This is a genomic window from Gluconacetobacter takamatsuzukensis (genome assembly GCF_014174275.1).
Lineage (GTDB): Bacteria > Pseudomonadota > Alphaproteobacteria > Acetobacterales > Acetobacteraceae > Gluconacetobacter > Gluconacetobacter takamatsuzukensis.
On record NZ_JABEQK010000018.1, the window covers coordinates 1 to 17,578 of the forward strand.

The 17,578-nt window shown below is 67.5% G+C and carries 11 protein-coding genes and 1 pseudogene; 9 read left to right on the top strand and 3 right to left on the bottom strand.

The features are described from left to right. Positions 1-213 (top strand): annotated as a pseudogene (locus tag HLH27_RS16140) (hypothetical protein); the annotation flags it as partial. Positions 214-289: 76 nt separating this feature from the next. Here HLH27_RS16140 and HLH27_RS16145 read toward each other — a convergent pair. Together HLH27_RS16145 and HLH27_RS16150 are read right to left on the bottom strand one after the other, a co-directional pair. Beyond that, positions 290-1,870, bottom strand: coding sequence for a 2-isopropylmalate synthase (locus HLH27_RS16145; protein ID WP_182951072.1), 1,581 nt, complete (start codon positions 1,868-1,870; stop codon positions 290-292). A 306-nt stretch (positions 1,871-2,176) separates the two neighbouring features. Further along, a complete protein-coding gene (locus tag HLH27_RS16150; RefSeq protein WP_182951073.1) occupies positions 2,177-3,061 on the bottom strand; it encodes an N-acetylmuramoyl-L-alanine amidase family protein in 885 nt (294 codons plus the stop codon). 584 nt (positions 3,062-3,645) lie between these two features. Here HLH27_RS16150 and HLH27_RS16155 point away from each other — a divergent pair. Beyond that, positions 3,646-6,639, top strand: coding sequence for an Rne/Rng family ribonuclease (locus tag HLH27_RS16155; protein ID WP_182951074.1), 2,994 nt, complete (start codon positions 3,646-3,648; stop codon positions 6,637-6,639). Between the two features lie 204 nt (positions 6,640-6,843). On the opposite strand, the gene HLH27_RS16160 is transcribed toward HLH27_RS16155, so the two are convergent. Next, a complete protein-coding gene (locus HLH27_RS16160) occupies positions 6,844-7,716 on the bottom strand; it encodes a dimethylarginine dimethylaminohydrolase family protein (protein ID WP_182951075.1) in 873 nt (290 codons plus the stop codon). 334 nt (positions 7,717-8,050) lie between these two features. Here HLH27_RS16160 and HLH27_RS16165 point away from each other — a divergent pair, with 334 nt between their 5' ends. The 7 genes from HLH27_RS16165 to HLH27_RS16195 all read left to right on the top strand — a co-directional run bounded on the left by HLH27_RS16165 (position 8,051) and on the right by HLH27_RS16195 (position 17,546). Then, positions 8,051-9,574, top strand: coding sequence for an ABC transporter substrate-binding protein/permease (locus HLH27_RS16165; RefSeq protein ID WP_182951076.1), 1,524 nt, complete (start codon positions 8,051-8,053; stop codon positions 9,572-9,574). Then, positions 9,564-10,322: an amino acid ABC transporter ATP-binding protein gene (locus HLH27_RS16170; protein WP_182951077.1), complete on the top strand. Its 759-nt coding sequence runs from the start codon at positions 9,564-9,566 to the stop codon at positions 10,320-10,322. The genes HLH27_RS16165 and HLH27_RS16170 overlap by 11 nt, the downstream gene beginning before the upstream one ends. A gap of 108 nt (positions 10,323-10,430) precedes the next feature. Continuing rightward, positions 10,431-12,719 (top strand): TonB-dependent receptor, encoded by a 2,289-nt coding sequence (locus HLH27_RS16175; protein ID WP_182951078.1) that lies wholly within the window; start codon positions 10,431-10,433, stop codon positions 12,717-12,719. Positions 12,720-12,742: 23 nt separating this feature from the next. Then, the gene (locus tag HLH27_RS16180; protein WP_182951079.1) at positions 12,743-13,612 is read left to right on the top strand and encodes a sugar phosphate isomerase/epimerase family protein; all 870 of its coding nucleotides are present in this window, start codon (positions 12,743-12,745) and stop codon (positions 13,610-13,612) included. 1 nt (position 13,613) lies between these two features. Next, positions 13,614-14,666 carry an isopenicillin N synthase family dioxygenase gene (locus HLH27_RS16185; RefSeq protein WP_182951080.1) on the top strand — a complete coding sequence of 351 codons (1,053 nt, stop codon included), beginning with the start codon at positions 13,614-13,616 and terminating at the stop codon, positions 14,664-14,666. Further along, a complete protein-coding gene (locus HLH27_RS16190) occupies positions 14,663-15,424 on the top strand; it encodes a class II aldolase/adducin family protein (protein WP_182951081.1) in 762 nt (253 codons plus the stop codon). Before HLH27_RS16185 ends, HLH27_RS16190 begins: the two co-directional genes overlap by 4 nt. 112 nt (positions 15,425-15,536) lie before the next feature. Beyond that, entirely contained in the window at positions 15,537-17,546 is a 2,010-nt protein-coding gene (locus HLH27_RS16195) for an FUSC family protein (protein WP_182951082.1), read from the top strand. Positions 17,547-17,578 lie beyond the last annotated feature (32 nt).

A 17,578-nucleotide genomic window follows, 5' to 3' on the forward strand; every position in this document is an offset into this window, starting at 1 on the left:
GGACCGGGGGCCGCGATCGGCGCGCTGGCCGGCGGCGCGGTCGGCGCGGCAACCGGTGCCGCCACCACGCCGGCCCGACCGCGCCCCTATTATTACCCGCCGCAGGGCTACGCGGCGCCCGCCTACGGCCCGTATGGGCAGCCTTCCTATCCGCCGCCCGGCTATCCGCCGCCGCCGCCCCCGCCGCCACCCGCCGGCTATTACGATTACTGACCCGGAAAGGCGGCCATAAAAAACGGGACCTCCCGAGGGAGGTCCCGCCTGTCCGTTCGGTCCGCCGCGCCTTCCGTCAGGCCGTCACGGTCAGGGCCTCGGGCTCGGTCCGGGCGCGCTTGACCAGCAGCTTGTTCAGGGCATGCACATAGGCCCTGACCGCCGAAACCAGCGTATCGCTGTCCGCACCCTGGCCGTCCACCAGCTTGCCGCCCTCTTCCAGACGGACGGTCGTGCGCGCCTGGGCATCGCTGCCCTCCGTCACCGCACCGACCGAATAGAGCTGCAGGCTCGCCTCATGGGGGAAAATCGCGCGCACCGCGTTGAAGGCCGCATCGACCGGCCCCTGCCCGCCGGCCTCGGCGCTGCGGGTCTCGCCATCGATCTCCAGCGTCAGCTCCGCACGCGCCGGGCGGCGGGATCCGGCCTCGATATCCAGCGAAACGAAGCGGATATGGGCATGATCGCGCGCCTCGTCATCCACCAGCGCAGCCAGATCCTCGTCGTAGACGACCTTCTTGCGGTCGGCCAGGTCCTTGAAGCGCGCGAAGGCATCGTTCAGATGCGCCTCGTCCATCTCGCCATACCCCATGGCCTTCAGCTTGTCGCGGAAGGCCGCGCGGCCCGAATGCTTGCCCAGCACCAGCGACGACCGGGTCCAGCCCACGCTCTCGGGGGTCATGATCTCGTAGGTCGCGGCATTCTTCAGCACGCCGTCCTGATGAATGCCGCTTTCATGCGCAAAGGCATTGCGCCCGACAATGGCCTTGTTGGGCTGCACGTCGAACCCGGTGATCGTCGCCAGCATCCGCGACGTCCGCAGCAGGTTCTGGGTCTGGATGCCCGTGCTATAGGGCAGCACATCCTGGCGTGTGCGCAGCGCCATCACGATTTCTTCCAGCGCCGCATTGCCCGCGCGCTCGCCGATACCGTTGATCGTGCACTCGATCTGCCGCGCGCCCGCCGCCAGCGCGGCAATGGTATTGGCCACGGCCAAGCCCAGATCATTATGGTTGTGGGTCGAGAAGATCACACTGTCCGCGCCAGGCACGCGCGCCTTCACGTCGGCGAAGATGCGGGCCATGTCCTCGGGCGTCGCATAGCCGACCGTGTCGGGAATGTTGATCGTGGTCGCCCCGGCCTTGATCGCGGCCTCGACGCACCGGCACAGAAAATCCGGATCGGTGCGCGAGCCGTCTTCGGCCGACCATTCGACATCGTCCGTGAACTGGCGCGCCGCCTTGTTGCCGGCGGTGATCAGTTCCAGCACCGTCTCCGGCTCCATCCGCAGCTTGTATTTCATGTGCAGCGGCGAGGTGGAGATGAAATTGTGAATGCGCCCGCGTTCGGCGGGGCGAATGGCCTCGCCCGCGCTGGCGATGTCGTTCTTGCCGCCGCTGCGGGCCAGGGCACAGATCACCGGGCCGCGAATGGCGGACGCGATCTGGTGGACGCTCTCGAAATCGCCCTTCGACGCGACCGGAAAACCGGCCTCGATCACATCGACGCCCAGCTCGGCCAGGGCTTCCGCCATCCGGAGCTTCTCGGCCAGGTTCATCGAGAAACCGGGGGATTGTTCGCCGTCGCGCAGGGTCGTGTCGAAGATGATGACCCGGTCGTCGTCAATACGGCCGAAGGACGGATGGTGGATTGTCATGAAATACCTCGGACAGGTCCGGAATGTTCGCCTGCAAGCGCCACGTGGGCATTGCCTCCTCGCATACGGGATTGCTCCCGCGATCTCCCCTGGGCGCGCCGGCATCGTGCCGACCCTGAACGCTCAGGGGCAGATAAGTCGAAGGCGAAGGAGAAGGGCTGCGCGGGCATGCGACACCAACAGCGCCTTGGCGCCGGACAGCCCTGCCGTCATGGTGATCGCATTAACCATGGGGCGCACCATACAGCCCACCCCACCGATTGCAACAGAAAAGGCCGCCCGAACGGAACGCGGCCACCGCAGCGCCTACCCGGTCAGCCGCGTCATCCCGGCGCCGGAGGCGAAATAGCGGTCGACCGCCTGCTTCATCGCGCCCGCGACCATCATCCGGTGCCCCGCCTGCCGCAGCGCGGCCTCGTCCATCCGGTTGGACATGAACCCCATCTCGACCAGGACTGACGGAATATCGGCCGATTTCAGCACCACGAACGCCGCATGCCGCGCCGGATGGGTCAGCAGGCCGATCCGCGGCCTGAAGGCATCCACCACGCTGCTGGCCATATGGGCGGCACCGCGCCGCGTCTCCTCGCTCACCAGGCTGGACAGGATGGCCGCGACCTCGGGCGAATTGGCATGGACCTGCGGGCCGCCGAACCGGTCGGCACTGTTCTCGGTCCGGGCCAGCGCCGCGCTCTGCGCGTCGGAGGCCTGCCCCGACAGGGTGTACACGCTGGCCCCGCGCACCGAACGATCGGTCAGCGCGTCGGCATGCATCGAAATGAACAGCGACGCACTATGGGCATGCGCAATCTCCACCCGCCCTTCCAGCGGAATGAAGCGGTCGTCCGCCCGGGTCATCGCAACGCGATAGGCGCCGCTGGCCAGCAATTGCCGGCGCAGTTCGGCGGCAGCGGCCTCGGCGATATGTTTCTCGTACGTGCCGGAAACCCCGATCGCACCGGGGTCCTTCCCGCCATGGCCGGGGTCGAGCATGACCAGCGGCAGCGGCGCCGCCGCCCGCCCCACGACCGCCGGGGCATGCAGGGGGTGGCGGACATGCGCGGCCGTCCGGTGGGCCACGGCACCCGCCTCGCCCGCCCGCGCGACGACCCCCGCGCCCAGCGTGGCCAGCAGGATCGCCCGCCGCCCCCGCCTCCCGGCCGCCGCCCCTTCGGAATGATCAGCATCCATCGAAACCGCCCCTTTGTGGCCATTTCCACGGCGGATCATAACAGGCTCCGCCCCCTTCGTCAGCATTTCAACGACTTGCGCGCAATCATTGAGACCGATCGTCAGGCCGTCATTCCGGGTTGCGACAGCGCTTGCAGCGCGGCCCCAGTTGGGTCATGCTTGCACCGTGATGGGTCCGCGTCGGTTGGCGCCGGAAAACGGCCAGGTCGACAGGACCGGGCCCATCCGGCAGGCCGCCCCCGTGACCCACGGGCCTCGGATGCCGCTCCGTCCCGGCCGCAAGGCCGGCGCAGGATGACAATGCCCTTTATTCCGACGCCGCACCGCGCCCGCGCGGGTGCGCGTCACCGCCTGATGAGGATGGATGAACGCCACGCGATCCGCGTTCGCAGACAGCCCGGCACAGCGCACGTCACATGGGACGCGCGCGGGCATGATCTGCGCGGATATCGCCGCAACGGCTTCCGGATCCGTCGAATTGTCTCCAATTTCTATCTTTGCCCCTCCCCCCCGTCGCAATGGCGCGTCCCCCATGAGGACGCCGGACAGACGGCAGGAGCGGGCATACCGGAGTTCCGTTTTTAATGACCAAGCGCATGCTGATCGACACGACACACGCGGAAGAAACCCGCGTGGTCGTGATGGATGGTAACAGGCTCGAGGATTACGACGTCGAGGCTTCGGCCAAGAAGCAGCTCAAGGGCAATATCTACCTGGCCAAGGTCATCCGGGTAGAACCCAGCCTGCAGGCCGCCTTCGTCGAATATGGCGGCAACCGCCACGGCTTCCTCGCCTTCAGCGAGATCCATCCGGACTATTACCAGATTCCGGTCGCGGATCGCGAAAAGCTGCTGGCCCTTCAGGAAGAAGAGGCCCGCGCCGAAGAGACCCAGGCCGAAGACGAGCCCGATGCACCGGCCGCCACCGCCGACGCCCCGGCCGAAGACGCGCCCGACGGCGAGGCCGAACCCCTGCCCGAGACCGTCGGCGGCGAGACCGATACCGGCGACGAGAGCATGGTGCAGCGCCGCATCGCCCGCTTCCTGCGCAACTACAAGATCCAGGAAGTGATCCGGCGCCGCCAGGTGCTGCTGGTCCAGGTGGTCAAGGAAGAGCGCGGCAACAAGGGCGCGGCGCTGACCACCTATATCTCGCTGGCCGGCCGCTATTGCGTGCTGATGCCCAATTCGCTGCGCGGCGGCGGCGTGTCGCGCAAGATCACCTCGGTCGCCGACCGCCGGCGCCTGAAGGACGTGATCGCGGAACTGCAGATCCCGCGCGGCATGGCGATGATCGTGCGCACGGCCGGCGCCCAGCGCCCCCGGCCCGAGATCATGCGCGACTGCGAATATCTGCTGCGCCTGTGGGACGATATCCGCGACCTGACGATGAATTCGGTGGCACCCGCGCTGATCTACGAGGAAGCCAGCCTGATCAAGCGCGCGATCCGCGACATCTATACCCGCGACGTCAGCGAGATCCTGGTGGATGGCGAGCCCGGCTGGAAATCGGCGCGCGACTTCATGCGCATGCTGATGCCGCAGAGCGCCCCGAAGGTGAAATGCTGGCGCGACGGCGCCCAGCCGCTGTTCTCGCATTTCAATGTCGAGGGCCTGCTGGATTCGATGCTGTCCCCGACGGTGCAACTGCGCTCGGGCGGCTATCTGGTCATCAACCAGGCCGAGGCCTTGGTGGCGATCGACGTCAATTCGGGCCGCTCGACGCGCGAGCGCAATATCGAGGAAACCGCGCTGCGCACCAATCTGGAAGCAGCCGAGGAAGTGGCCCGCCAGCTGCGCCTGCGCGACCTGGCCGGCCTGATCGTCATCGATTTCATCGACATGGAAAGCCGCAAGCACAATGCGATGGTCGAGCGGCGGCTGAAGGACGCGCTGCGGACCGACCGCGCGCGCATCCAGGTCGGCTCGATCTCGCATTTCGGCCTGCTGGAGATGTCGCGCCAGCGCCTGCGCCCGTCGATCACGGAATCGAGCTTCACCCCCTGCCCGCACTGCCAGGGCACGGGCATCATCCGCGGCACCGAAAGCGCGGCCCTGCATGTGCTCCGCGCGGTCGAGGAAGAAGGCGCCCGCCGCCGCGCGGCCGAGATCACGGTCCATGTCGCCGCCGAGATCGCGCTGTATATCCTCAACAACAAGCGCGCCTGGCTCGACGAGATCGAGACGCGGCACAAGATGCGCGTGGTGTTCTCGCCCGACGCCTCGCTGCTGCCGCCCCAGCTGCGCATCGAACGCGTGCGCCCGCAGACCGAACGGTTCGAACCGGTGGCCCAGACCGCCCTGTCGGAACCGGTCGAGGCCCATGCCGAAATCGAGGCCGAAGCACCCGCTCCCGTGGTGCGCGAGATCCCGATCCAGGCCGAAGCCCCGACCCCCGTCGAGGACGCTCCCCGTACGGCCGAAGGCTCCGACGACGGTACCGACCATCGCCGGCGCCGCCGGCGTCGTCGGCGGCGGCGCAATGGCGAGCGGACCGCCGATGGCGCGCCGCAGTCGGCCCAGGTCGAAGCCGGCGACGAGGATGAAGAGCCCGGGGAAGACACCGCCGAGCCCGTCGTCGCGACAACCGGGCCCACCGCCGAAGCGCCCGCCCCCCGCGAGCGCGAGGACGAGGGCCGCGACCGCCCGCGCCGCCGGCGCGACCGGCGCGAGCCCCGGCCGGTGGAGGCCCCGTATCGCGGCCCGACGCCCGCCAACCCGTTCGGCAACGGCATCATCGACATCTTCGATGTGATCGAGCAGTCGACCGAAGCCGGTGTGGCGGCGGCATCCGCGCCCCGGCGCCCGGCGCCCGCCGCCGCACCGGCCGAAATCGTCGATATCGCCGAAACGCTGGCGGTGTCGGAGCCCGAAGCCGTGCCGGTGGCCGTAATCGTGGAAACGGTGGAGGACGCAGCGCCCGATAGCGCGCCTGCAACCGAACCGGCCGAGGACGCGCCGAAGCCGCGCCGCCGCCGCAGCCCCCGGACCCGCAAGGGCGCGGACGCCGAACCGGCAGCGGCCGAACCCGCCGCGGTCGAGGCGGCAAAGGTCGAGGCAACGGAAGCGCCCGTCGCGGCCACTACCCCCGCACAGCCGGCCGAGCCGGCGGCGGAAGCGCCCGCGACACCGCTCCGGACGCGCCGCCGGCGCACGACCAAGGCCGCACCGGTCGCGGACGTGGCCGAAGACGCAGCGGTCGAGGCACCCGAACCGGTCGCCGAAGCCGTGACGGAAGCGCCGGAGAAGAAGAAGCCCGGACGCAAGCCCGCAACGCGCGCGACGACCACGACCAGGGCCCGCAAGACCACGAAGACCGCCAAGGTCGAACCGGTCGAGGCAGCCCCGGCCGAGCCGACCGACGACGCGCCGGCCGATGCTGCCCCCGCCAAACCCAAGCGGGCCCGCAAGGCCCCCGCACGGGCGAAAACGGCGAAGGCCGCCGCTGCCGACGCGGCGCCCGAGGCCGAGACGGCGGACAGCAAGCCCGCCGCCCCGGCCGCCAAACCGGTGGCGGTGCAGCCCATCGTCATCGACGATGCCACCCCGCCGCGCCGCACCGGCTGGTGGCGTCGCTGAATCGTCGCGGCAGCCAGGGCCCCGCGTTCCCGGACACGGGGCCCTGGACGGTCGCCTCGATGAAGGCGCGCGCGGAAACCCGCTAGCGGGCCCGCGCTCAAACGACACAGGCCCGCCCCCTTCCGGGGGCGGGCCTGTCCACATTCAGAAGACTGCCTGCAAAGCCCCCCGGCGCCTGACGGCGCCGAGGCGGCCCGGCCGGTTTCAACCGGTGGCGAGCGAGGCGCGGCGCAGCGGCATCGTCATGCAATGGATGCTCCCCCCGCCCTGCGAGAACTGGTTCAGCTCGGGGTCGATCACGGTCAGCCCCTCGGCCCGCAGCATCTCGTTGATCCGGGTCGAATGGCGCGGGCTGACCACCCGGTCGCGCCCCAGCGCCAGCACGTTGCACCCCATGTCCCGCATCGCTTCCTTGTAGCTGACCGGCAGCAGCCGGATGCCCTGCGCGCGGAACCAGTCGAGATCCTCGTCATCCAGCACGTCGACGGCCGCAATCGCCAGGTTTTCCGTCACCATCGTGAAAATGACGTCCAGATGCAGGAAATGTTCCGGAAAGCGGATCATCCGCGTCGTCCATCCGGCCTGCTCGAACCATCCCAGGAACTCGCGCGCCCCGGCCTCGTCGGTGCGGCCGCCCGTCACGCCCACGGCAACCAGGCCCGGGCGGATGATATGGATATCGCCCCCTTCGATATGGCCCTGGGTGGCGCTCTTCCAGATATCGTCCGGCTGGAAGAAGGTGCGGATCTCGCGCTCTTCCGCCTGGCGCTCGGGGCGCATCAGGCGCGTCACCACGGTGCCCCAGGGCGTCGTCTGCGAACTGTCGCGGGTATAGACCTGATAGGGCATGCCCGCATGCGGTTGCAGGAAATGGCAGGCCGCTCCCGCCCCCTCAAGGGCCGAGACCAGTTCGCGGAACTGCGCCGCCAGCGCACCCCGGTCGATCCGCACCCCCTTCGCCATGGTCTGGATCGCGATGTCGTTGCTGGGTATCCAGCTGTAATTGTCGGGCGGGCACAAAAGAACATCCGACAATTCGCCGGTTTCGCTGTCGATAAACCACCGGTTCGACGTCATGTACCCATACTCCTTGCGCTCGATTATAATACGAGTCCGATCCTTTTCTCCACCAACCTAGGCCGGGCATGCCAGGCGCTCGATTTGAATCTCGTGGAGTTCCCTTTGGGTTTTGATAAATCAAAAACCAACCGGAATGGTGTATAGGGTCCCGATCCGGCTGGCGCCAGCCGGAACATTCCGCCTATGATTCCAGTGGCCGTTCCGCGTCATGCCTCCACACGAAGGATGGACCCGCTTGCCGAGCACCTGCCCGTCTACCCTCGCTTTTTCCCGATACCGGTCCCCGACAGCCTCCGATCGCCTCATCCGCCGCCCCGGTCCATGGCGCCGCATGCTCCCGGCGGCCCTGCTCGCCCTGGCCGTCATCCTGCCGGCCGCACGGGCACTGGCCGACGACCTTCCCGGCTTCGTGCATGACGGGCAGCTGACGCTGTGCACCAACCCCACCCTGCCGCCGATGACGTTCGTCAACGGGTCCGACACCAACGCCCTGGCCGGCATGGATATCGACCTCGCCCGGCGCCTGGCGGACTACTGGCATGTCGCGTTCGTCCCCCAGACCATGGATTTCGAGGGGCTGTTCCCCAGCCTCTCCGCCCAGCGCTGCGGCATGGTCATCAGCGGCGTCCTCAAACAGGCCGGCCGGCTGCGCAATTATGACGCCGTGGCCTATCTGGATTCCAGCGTGGTCGCGGTCGCCCGCGTCGGCACCCCGAAAATCCGCGAAATGGCCGACCTGTCCGGCCAGACCGTGGCGGTACAGTCCGGCACCAGCTACGCCGCCCAGATCGAACGGGAGAACGATCGCCTGCGCGCCGCCGGACGGCCACCGATCATCCTGCAGCAATACCCGACCGAAGATCAGGTGGTGCAGCAGGTCCTCATCGGGCGCGTCCACGCCTTCATCAGCCAGGATGTCGAGCTCTACTACCGGCAGAAGCAGCTGGGCGGAAAGGTCACGATCATCCTGGCGCCGGATTATCCGGATTTCCACCAGTTCGCCGTCTATATCCGCAAGGATGCGCGCGACACCGCCCTGTTGCAGAAGGCGATCGACGACCTGACCCAACGGGGCGAAATCGCCGGCATGGCACGGAAATGGGGCATCTCGGGCGACCATCAGAGCGTCTTCACCGACCGCAACACGCCGTCGCGCTTCGACTTCGCCACCTTCTTCGGCGCCCTGTTCTCGACCGCCTTCCTCAAGGGCGCCGCGCTGACGCTGGTCATCGCCCTCCTGTCGCACCTCACGGCCATCGTCCTCTCGATCCCGATGGCCATGAAGCTGAACGGCCGGGATTCGATCGTCAGGCGGCTGCTCAGTCTCTATGTCGCCGTGTTCCGGGGGGCGCCGACGCTGCTTCAGCTGCTGTTCATCTGGAACGCCCTGCCCCAGTTCTTCCCCATCTTCCGCGAACACTGGTTCACCCCGTTCCTGGCAACGTGGCTCTCCCTGTCGATCAACGAATCCGCCTATCAGGTGGAAATCAACCGGGCCGCCCTGCGCGCCGTCGATCCGGGCCAGGTCCTGGCCGCCGACGCTCTGGGCATGACCACGGCACAGACCTATCGCCACGTCATCTTTCCGCAGGCGCTGCGCATCGCCCTGCCGCCCACCATCAACGAATTCATCAGCCTGCTGAAAACGACCTCCCTCGCCTCGGTCATCTCGCTGCAGGAACTCCTGGCCGTCACCCAGATCCAGGTGGCGCGCACATTCCAGTTCACCGAATATTATGCGGCGGCCCTGGTCTATTACCTGGCGATGGTCTTCTTCTTCCTGTTCCTGCAGAAGCGGATCGAGCGCCGCTTCGTCTGGGCCGACCGCAACAAGGCATCCGCCGATGCAACCTAGCACCTCCCCCGATCCGACCGCGCGCATCTCCATCCGCGGGCTGAGCAAGTTCTACAAGGATTACCTGGCACTCGACCGGGTCGATCTCGACATCCGCAAGGGCGAGAAGATCGTCGTGCTCGGCCCGTCCGGGTCGGGAAAATCGACCTTCATCCGCTGCCTCAACCGTATCGAGCCGCATGACAGCGGCGTCCTGATGATCGACGGCCGGATCATCGACGACCGCACCGACCTCACGGCGCTGCGCGGCTCGGTGGGCATGGTGTTCCAGAACTACAACCTGTTTCCCCATCTCAGCGTCCTCGACAATTGCACGCTGGCGCCGCGCCTGGTGCGCGGCATCGCGAAATCCGATGCCGAGGCCACGGCCCGCCGCTACCTGTCGCAGGTCAATATCGCCGAACAGGCCGAAAAATTCCCGATCCAGCTTTCGGGCGGCCAGCAGCAGCGCGTCGCGATCGCCCGCGCCCTGTGCATGAATCCCGAAATCATCCTGTTCGACGAACCCACGGCCGCCCTCGACCCGGAATCCATCTCCGGAATCGTCGGCATCATGCGCGATCTGGCCGATCAGGGCATCACGACCGTCTGCGTCACCCACGAAATGGGTTTCGCCCGCCATATCGCCGACCGCATCGTCTTCATGGACCGCGGCGCGGTGCTGGAAATCGCCCCGCCCGAGGAATTCTTCACCGCCCCCCGCACCGAAAGGGCACGCACCTTCCTCGCGCAGATGATCCGCCACTGACCGGCAACGCAGGAAGCCTGCAAAGTAAACTTTGGAACCTTCTCAACGAACCCGCCGCACTTTTCGTTCTTGGATAGGAACAAGATCACCCCAGGACGGAAAAGCCCCATGACAGCACAACCCGGTTCCCCCTGTCGTACCGCCATCGCACAGAGGAACCGGCATGTCCTGTTCTCGGCGCTGCTTCTCGCCGGCGTCAGCAGCATCGCCGCGCACGCCGCCCCCGCCACGTCCCAGCCGGCGGCGCCCGCCCATCCGGCGCATGCCGCCGCCCGCCATGCGCGCGCGCCGCAGCGCCCGACGCTGGAGGCCATCACCGTCACCAGCGCGCGCACGGCGCGGTTCCATACCATGGCCAACACGGTCAACACGCTCAGCGGCAAGGAACTCCAGTCGCTGCACATCGTCAGCCCCAAGGAGATCGCGGCCTTCATCCCGGGCGTGACCGCCGTCAACGCCACCTCGGGCAGCACGCCGATCTTCTCGATCCGCGGCATCGGGCTGGACGATTATATCGGCACCAACATGGGCGGGATCGGCATCTATATCGACGGCGTCTTCGCCCCCTATCCGGTGCTGTACAACGGCCAGATGTTCGACGTGCAGACCGTCAGCGTCGAAAAGGGCCCGCAGGGCTTCGAATATGGCCGCAGCACGACCGGCGGCAGCATGAACATCGAATCCGTCAAGCCGACCGGCCATTTCGGCGGATACCTGAACTGGGGCTACAGCAGCTACGGCACCAACACCGCGCGCGGCGCCATCAACACGCCGATCACCGACCGCATCTTCAACCGCTTCGCCTTCAGCTACATCAAGGGCGACGGCTGGCAGCACGATATCCATACCGGCCGCCTCTACGGCGCGCAGGATATCCTGTCGCTGCGCAACCTCACCCAGTTCGTCATCGACGACCAGTCGTCCCTGATGCTGAACATCCATTACACGCGCGACAAGGGCACCCCGGTCTCGCCGCAGGACGTGGACGGCGACGCGGTGAACGGCCTGCCCGACCGCACGATCGGCGTCGGCGAAAATGCCAAGTACAACGCGGTCAATGTCGGCAACAACCGCGCCTCGCGCAATGAAAATGGCGGCGGCGTCGGCATCAACTATACCCGCAACTTCGATTTCGGCACCTTCACCTCGGCCACCGGCATCGATTTCTACCGTCGCGACGATTACGACAATTACGATGGCGAATCGGTCAATGTGGGCGACTATCGCTGGAACGACACCACCATCGCCCAGTCACACGACATGCATCTCAACATGACGCTGGCCAAGCGCCTCAACCTGACGGTCGGCGTCTACGAATCGTGGGACAAGATCAACGGCGCCTATACCAGCTACCGTGACTTCATCCTCGATTCGCCCAATGCCAGCCTGACGGACCATTTCGTCCAGCAGAACCTGTCGACCGGCCTTTACATCAACACCGTCACGCACATCGTCAAAGGGCTGGATTTCATCGCCGCCGGCCGCCTGTCCTATGACGAGCGCGGCTTCGACGGCGGCACGCTGGACAATACCGGCGCCGTCACCGGCACGGCGGGCTCGCACCTGTCCTATGTCAACCAGAACCATGAATATGAGCGCCTGACCGGCCGCGTCGGCCTGCGCTACACCATCCTGCCCGGCACGATGGTCTACGGCACGATTTCCAACGGCTACAAGGCCGGCGCCTATTTCGCGGCCCCGGTCACGGCTCCCCAGGCGCTGGACTATGTCCACCCCGAAAACCTGATCGCCTATGAAATCGGCGCCAAGACCAGCCTGTTCCATAACAAGGTGCAGATCGAAGGCTCGCTGTTCGACTACGAATACCATAACCGCCAGACCCTGTTCGTGGCCGAGATGCCGCGCGACATCACCTCGCTCAGCCTCGGCCTCATCCCCCGGGCACGGACGCGCGGCGGCGAACTGTCCAGCACCCTGCACGACCTGCTGCCCAACCTGGACCTGCGCGGGGCCTTCGCCTATCTCGACGCGCAGACCGTCAGCTCGGTCAGTTCCATCGGCGGCCTGCCGCTGCTCGGCAATGTGGATTCCCACTCCGCCCTGCCCTTCGCGCCGCGCTTCTCGTGGAACGCCGTCGCCCGCTACGGCATCGACGTAACCCCGCGCTACCGCGTGACCCTGCAAGCCAGCTATACGTGGAAGGACAACATGCTGGTGGCGCTGGGCGACCCGAACGGCAAGACGAACAAGATCAGCTCGATGGGCCTGCGGATGGAAGTCGGGCCGAAGACCGGCAAATGGACGGCCGCCGTCTATGTCGACAACATGCTCAACCAGCACGGCAACACCTATTCCTTCACCGGCAGCGACAACAGCCGCGTGCAGTATCTCCAGACGCCGCGCTGGGTCGGCTGCGACCTGCGCTACAATTTCTAGGCCCGGGGACCAAGGCGGCCGCCATGCGCCTCGAACTGTTCAAGACCCTGTGGGGCGATACCCGCCCCTGGCCGTCCGTCATCGCGGACATGCGCGCCGCCGCCTTCGACGGGATCGAGGCGCGCATCCCCGACAGCGCGCAGGACGCGGCCGACAAGGGCCGCCTCCTGCGCCAGGAGGGCGTGCCCTACATCGCCATCGCCCTGACCGGCGGGGGCGTCATCCCCCGCCAGGCCGCCGGCGTGGACGACCACCTTGCCGATCTCCGCCACGCGCTGGACCGCGCGTCCGCCATGCAGCCCCGCTTCGTCAACGTGCTGGGCGGCAACGATCGCTGGAGCACCGCCCAGCAGGCGGATTTCATCAACCGGGCGGACGGGATCGGGCGCGAGGCAGGGCTGCAATGCGTGTTCGAAACGCACCGCTCGCGCATCCTCTCCTCCCCCTGGATCGCGCTGGACGTGCTGGACCAGTGCCCGGATGCGCTGTTCACGCTCGATGTCAGCCACTGGGTCGTCACCTGCGAGCGGCTGCTGGACGATCCGCTGGACGATTTCAGCGCCTTCATCGCCCGCGTCCATCACCTCCAGGCCCGGGTCGGCTACGACCAGGGCCCGCAGGTCCCCCATCCCGGCGCGCCGGAATACGCGGCGGCCCTAGCCTTCCACCAGCATGTCTGGGCGCAGGTCTGGGCCGCGCAGGCCCGGCGCGGCTACGCCGTCACGACGCTGACACCGGAATGCGGCCCGGACGGCTACCTGCACACACTGCCCTTCACCAACGCGCCGGTGGCCGATCTGTGGGCCCTCAACCGATGGATCGCGGACACCGAACGCCGGCATTTCGACGCATTCCGGCAATCTCACGACAACGCGGCCACAGGAGATCTCTGACATGACGACAGACACGACCACCCGGCGCGAGACCTTCACCACGATCCCCGTCGTCGACATTTCCGGCCTGTATTCCGCCGATCCGGCCGACAGGCTGGCCGTCGCGGACCGGCTGGGCGACGCCGCCCGCAATGTGGGCTTCCTCTATATCTCCGGGCACCGCGTGCCGCAGGACCTGATCGACGGCGTGCGCGCGGCGGCCAGGGATTTCTTCGCCCTGCCGCTGGACCGCAAGATGGAGTATTATATCGGCACGTCCGCAACCCATAAGGGCTTCGTGCCGGAGGGCGAGGAGGTCTACAACAAGGACCGCCCGGACCATAAGGAAGCCTTCGACATCGGGTACGAGGTTCCGGCCGACAACCCGCTGGTCCTGTCCGGCACGCCGCTGCTGGGCCCCAACAACTGGCCCGGCCTGCCGCTGTTCCGCGAACGGGCCCAGGCCTATTACCGCGCCGTGTTCGCGCTCGGGCGCCTGCTGTTCCAGGGTTTCGCACTGGCGCTGGGCCTGCCGGAGAACGCGTTCGACGACATGGCGCAGTTCCCGCCGTCCAAGCTGCGGATGATCCACTACCCCCATGACGGCGCGGCGCAGGACGCACCGGGCATCGGCGCCCATACCGATTACGAATGCTTCACCATCCTGCTGGCCGACCAGCCGGGGCTGGAAGTCATGAACGGCAACGGGGAGTGGATCGATGCCCCGCCCATCCCCGGCGCCTTCGTAGTCAATATCGGCGACATGCTGGAGGTCATGACCGCCGGCACCTTCGTCGCCACCGCGCACCGCGTGCGCAGCGTGCAGGAAGAGCGCTATTCCTTCCCCTTGTTCTATGCCTGCGACTACCATACCCAGATCCGCCCCCTGCCGGCCTTCGACAGGGGCGGCGAGACGTACGAAGCCATCAAGATCGGCGATCACATGTGGTCGCAGGCCCTGCAAACCTACCAGTACCTGGTCCGCAAGGTCGAACGGGGCGAACTGGCGCTGCCGGCCGGCGCGCGCGGCACCGCCACATTCGGGCATTTCAAACGGAAGACTGAGCACGCATGAACCCGCACGCATCCATCGCCCCGCACGCCGAACAGGACGAACAGTCGCTGCGCGAGGACCTGGCCGCCGCCTACCGGCTGCTCGCGCTGTTCGACATGACGGACCTCGTCTACACCCACCTCTCGGTGCGCCTGCCCGGGCCCGGCCATACGTTCCTGGTCAACCCCTACGGGTGGCTGTTCGAGGAAATCACGGCCAGCTCGCTGGTCGTGGTGGATGCCGAAGGCCTGCCGAAGCAGCCGACCAGCTGGCCGGTCAACCCGGCCGGCTTCGTCATCCATTCCGCCGTCCATCGCAGCCGCCCCGACGCCGCCTGCGTCATGCACACCCACACGCTGGCGGGCATGACGGTGGCCGCGCAGCAGCATGGAATCCTGCCCCTCAACCAGATCAATGTCGAATTCCACGGCCGCGTCGGCTTCCACGCCTACGAAGGCATCGCGGCGGACGACAATCTCAGCGAGCGCGAGCGACTGGTCCGCGACCTCGGCGACAATATCGGCCTGATCCTGCAAAATCACGGCCTGCTGACGGTCGGCGTCTCGGTCGCCCAGGCCTTCTACCGCACCTATTATCTGGAACAGGCCTGCCGCATCCAGGTCGCCGCGCAATCGACCGGCGCCCCCCTGCACCTGCCGTCGGAGGATAAATTGCTGCGGACCCGCGCCCAGTTCGAAAACGACCCCGACGAAGGCCGCCTGGTCTGGCGCGCCCTGCGCCGCAAGCTGGATCGCGAACAGCCCGACTATATCCGCTAGGCGCCGCCCCCCACGACGCCCCATCATTCGGCATGGGAGGGTCCGCAACAGGCCCTCCTCTTTTCGTGAATTCCCTTATATAATCCGTGGCCTGCCTCCCTGCGCCGGCCCGATGAAAAACAGCCCCTTCCCCCCGCTTCCCCGCACGCCACGCTTTCCCAGGGCGCTGGCCCACAGCCTGATGCCGTCGGTCGTCACGCACTGGCTGGGCGCGCGCGCCATCGCCATCGCGCCGGAACAGATCGCGATCCGCGAGGGCCTGCGGGCCGGCGTCGCCGTCAGCACCATCATGCTGGTCGCCTGGCACATCGCCATGCCCCTCATGGCATGGTCCGCCTTCGCCGCCTTCTGGACCTGCCTGGCCGATCCCGGGGGCCTTCTCCGTCCCAGGATCAGGGCCCTGACATCCTTCGGCGTGGCCGGTGCGGCCATCACCGGCACCATATCCGCGCTGGCGGGCTACAGCACCGCCGCCGCCTTCGCCGGCCTGGGCCTCTGCGCCTTCCTGTGCGGGCTCGCCCGGGCGCGGGGCCCGGTCGCCACTCAGGTCAGCGTCCTCGCCGCCATCGTGGCCGTCGTCGCCGTCTGCTACCCCCAGACCCTCGCGGGGGCGGTCACGCTCGCCGGCCTGTTCTCCCTCGGCGTCCTGTGGGCCATGCTGATCTGCCTGCTGGCCTGGCCCGTCGACCCCAGCACCCCGCAGAAACAGGCCTGCGCCGCCCTGTTTCGCGAACAGGCCGCCATGGCCTTCCGCCTGCTCGGCCTCCCCCATCTCCAGACGGCCAGCCTTCCCACCCAGCAGAAGGAACTCAGCGCCTGGCGCCGCGACATCCGCCGCCGCATCGAACAGGCCCGTTCCGCGGTGGAAAAACTCTCCGGCAACACACCTGTCAGCCCGGCCTACGCCACCCTCCTTCCGGCCGTCGAAGCCGCCGACCGCATCTTCGTCACCCTCATCGCCTTCGAACACGCGGCATTCTCCGCCCCGCTCCCGCCCGAGACCGCCCGCGTCATCCGCATCACCTCGGCCGCCCTCCGCCGCATCGCGCGGGACATCCCGGCCGGCCGCCACGCCCCGGATAGTCTCGGCCCCCATATCCGCGCGCTCGGCCGCCTCGGCGCCCACCCCAACGCCCTGTCGGCCCGCGCCGCCGCGTGGAATGCCGCCGCCCTGACCGACCTGCAAGCCGCATGGCAGGCCAGGGACCAGCCCCGGCGCGACGCCACGCCATCCGCCCCCGCCACGCCGTGGCAGCATCCCGGCCCGATCTTCGTCCGGCACGCCGCCCGCCTGTCCGTGGCAGTAATGGCCGCCTTCGGCATCACGCTCGCCTTTCACCTGCCCTATGCCTACTGGGCGATGATGGCGGTCGTCGTCGTCACCCAGCCGGGCCGCAGCACCACCCTCTCCCGCACCATCGAGCGCGTCGCCGGCAGCGTCGCGGGCGGCATCCTCGCCGCCATCGCGGGCACGCTGTGCCCGAAATGGCTGGTCCTGCTCCTCATCTTCCCGCTATCGGCCACCACCATCGCGCTGCGCAGCGTCAATTACACGCTGTGCGTCACCTTCATGACCCAGCTTTTCGTCCTGGTCACCGACCTCGTGGGCTCCGACACCGGCTGGCTGCTCGGCTTCGCCCGCGCCGAAAACAACATCATCGGCAGCCTTGTCGGCATGGCCGCCTGCCTCCTGCTGTGGCCGGAGAAATCCACGGCCTCGCTGCCTACCCTGGTCAGCAGGGCCTTCCTGGCCAATCTCCGCTACGCCGCACGCGTCGCCACCGGCGACAACGACCGCGAGGCCACCGAACGCGCCCGCCGCCAGGCCGGCACCACCTCCAACAAGGCCGAAATCCTCTGCCAGCAGACCAGCCTGGAAGGCCTCCGCCGGTCGGAAAACCTCAAGATCTGCACCGAAATCCTCTTCCACCTGCGCCGGCAGGCAGGCATCGCCAGCACAAGCTGGCTCGAACAGGCCACCGACCATCCCCCCATCCGTGCGGAACAGGCCTATCCGGAGGCCCTCCGCCATTTTTCCACGCTGCTGGCCGATCCGGCCTCCGAAACGACGTCACAGGCGCATCTGCGCGAAATGCTCCTGTTCCTCCGGCAACAGCACTGAAGGCGCGCAGCCTCCCTTTTCTCCCCCCCACG

Excerpts from the sequence above, each read along its gene's own strand:
- HLH27_RS16145 (WP_182951072.1), bottom strand. The coding sequence starts at position 1,870 with ATGACAATCCACCATCCGTCCTTCGGCCGTATTGACGACGACCGGGTC.
- HLH27_RS16150 (WP_182951073.1), bottom strand. The coding sequence starts at position 3,061 with ATGGATGCTGATCATTCCGAAGGGGCGGCGGCCGGGAGGCGGGGGCGG.
- HLH27_RS16155 (WP_182951074.1), top strand. The coding sequence starts at position 3,646 with ATGACCAAGCGCATGCTGATCGACACGACACACGCGGAAGAAACCCGC.
- HLH27_RS16160 (WP_182951075.1), bottom strand. The coding sequence starts at position 7,716 with ATGACGTCGAACCGGTGGTTTATCGACAGCGAAACCGGCGAATTGTCG.
- HLH27_RS16165 (WP_182951076.1), top strand. The coding sequence starts at position 8,051 with ATGCTCCCGGCGGCCCTGCTCGCCCTGGCCGTCATCCTGCCGGCCGCA.
- HLH27_RS16170 (WP_182951077.1), top strand. The coding sequence starts at position 9,564 with ATGCAACCTAGCACCTCCCCCGATCCGACCGCGCGCATCTCCATCCGC.
- HLH27_RS16175 (WP_182951078.1), top strand. The coding sequence starts at position 10,431 with ATGACAGCACAACCCGGTTCCCCCTGTCGTACCGCCATCGCACAGAGG.
- HLH27_RS16180 (WP_182951079.1), top strand. The coding sequence starts at position 12,743 with ATGCGCCTCGAACTGTTCAAGACCCTGTGGGGCGATACCCGCCCCTGG.
- HLH27_RS16185 (WP_182951080.1), top strand. The coding sequence starts at position 13,614 with ATGACGACAGACACGACCACCCGGCGCGAGACCTTCACCACGATCCCC.
- HLH27_RS16190 (WP_182951081.1), top strand. The coding sequence starts at position 14,663 with ATGAACCCGCACGCATCCATCGCCCCGCACGCCGAACAGGACGAACAG.
- HLH27_RS16195 (WP_182951082.1), top strand. The coding sequence starts at position 15,537 with ATGAAAAACAGCCCCTTCCCCCCGCTTCCCCGCACGCCACGCTTTCCC.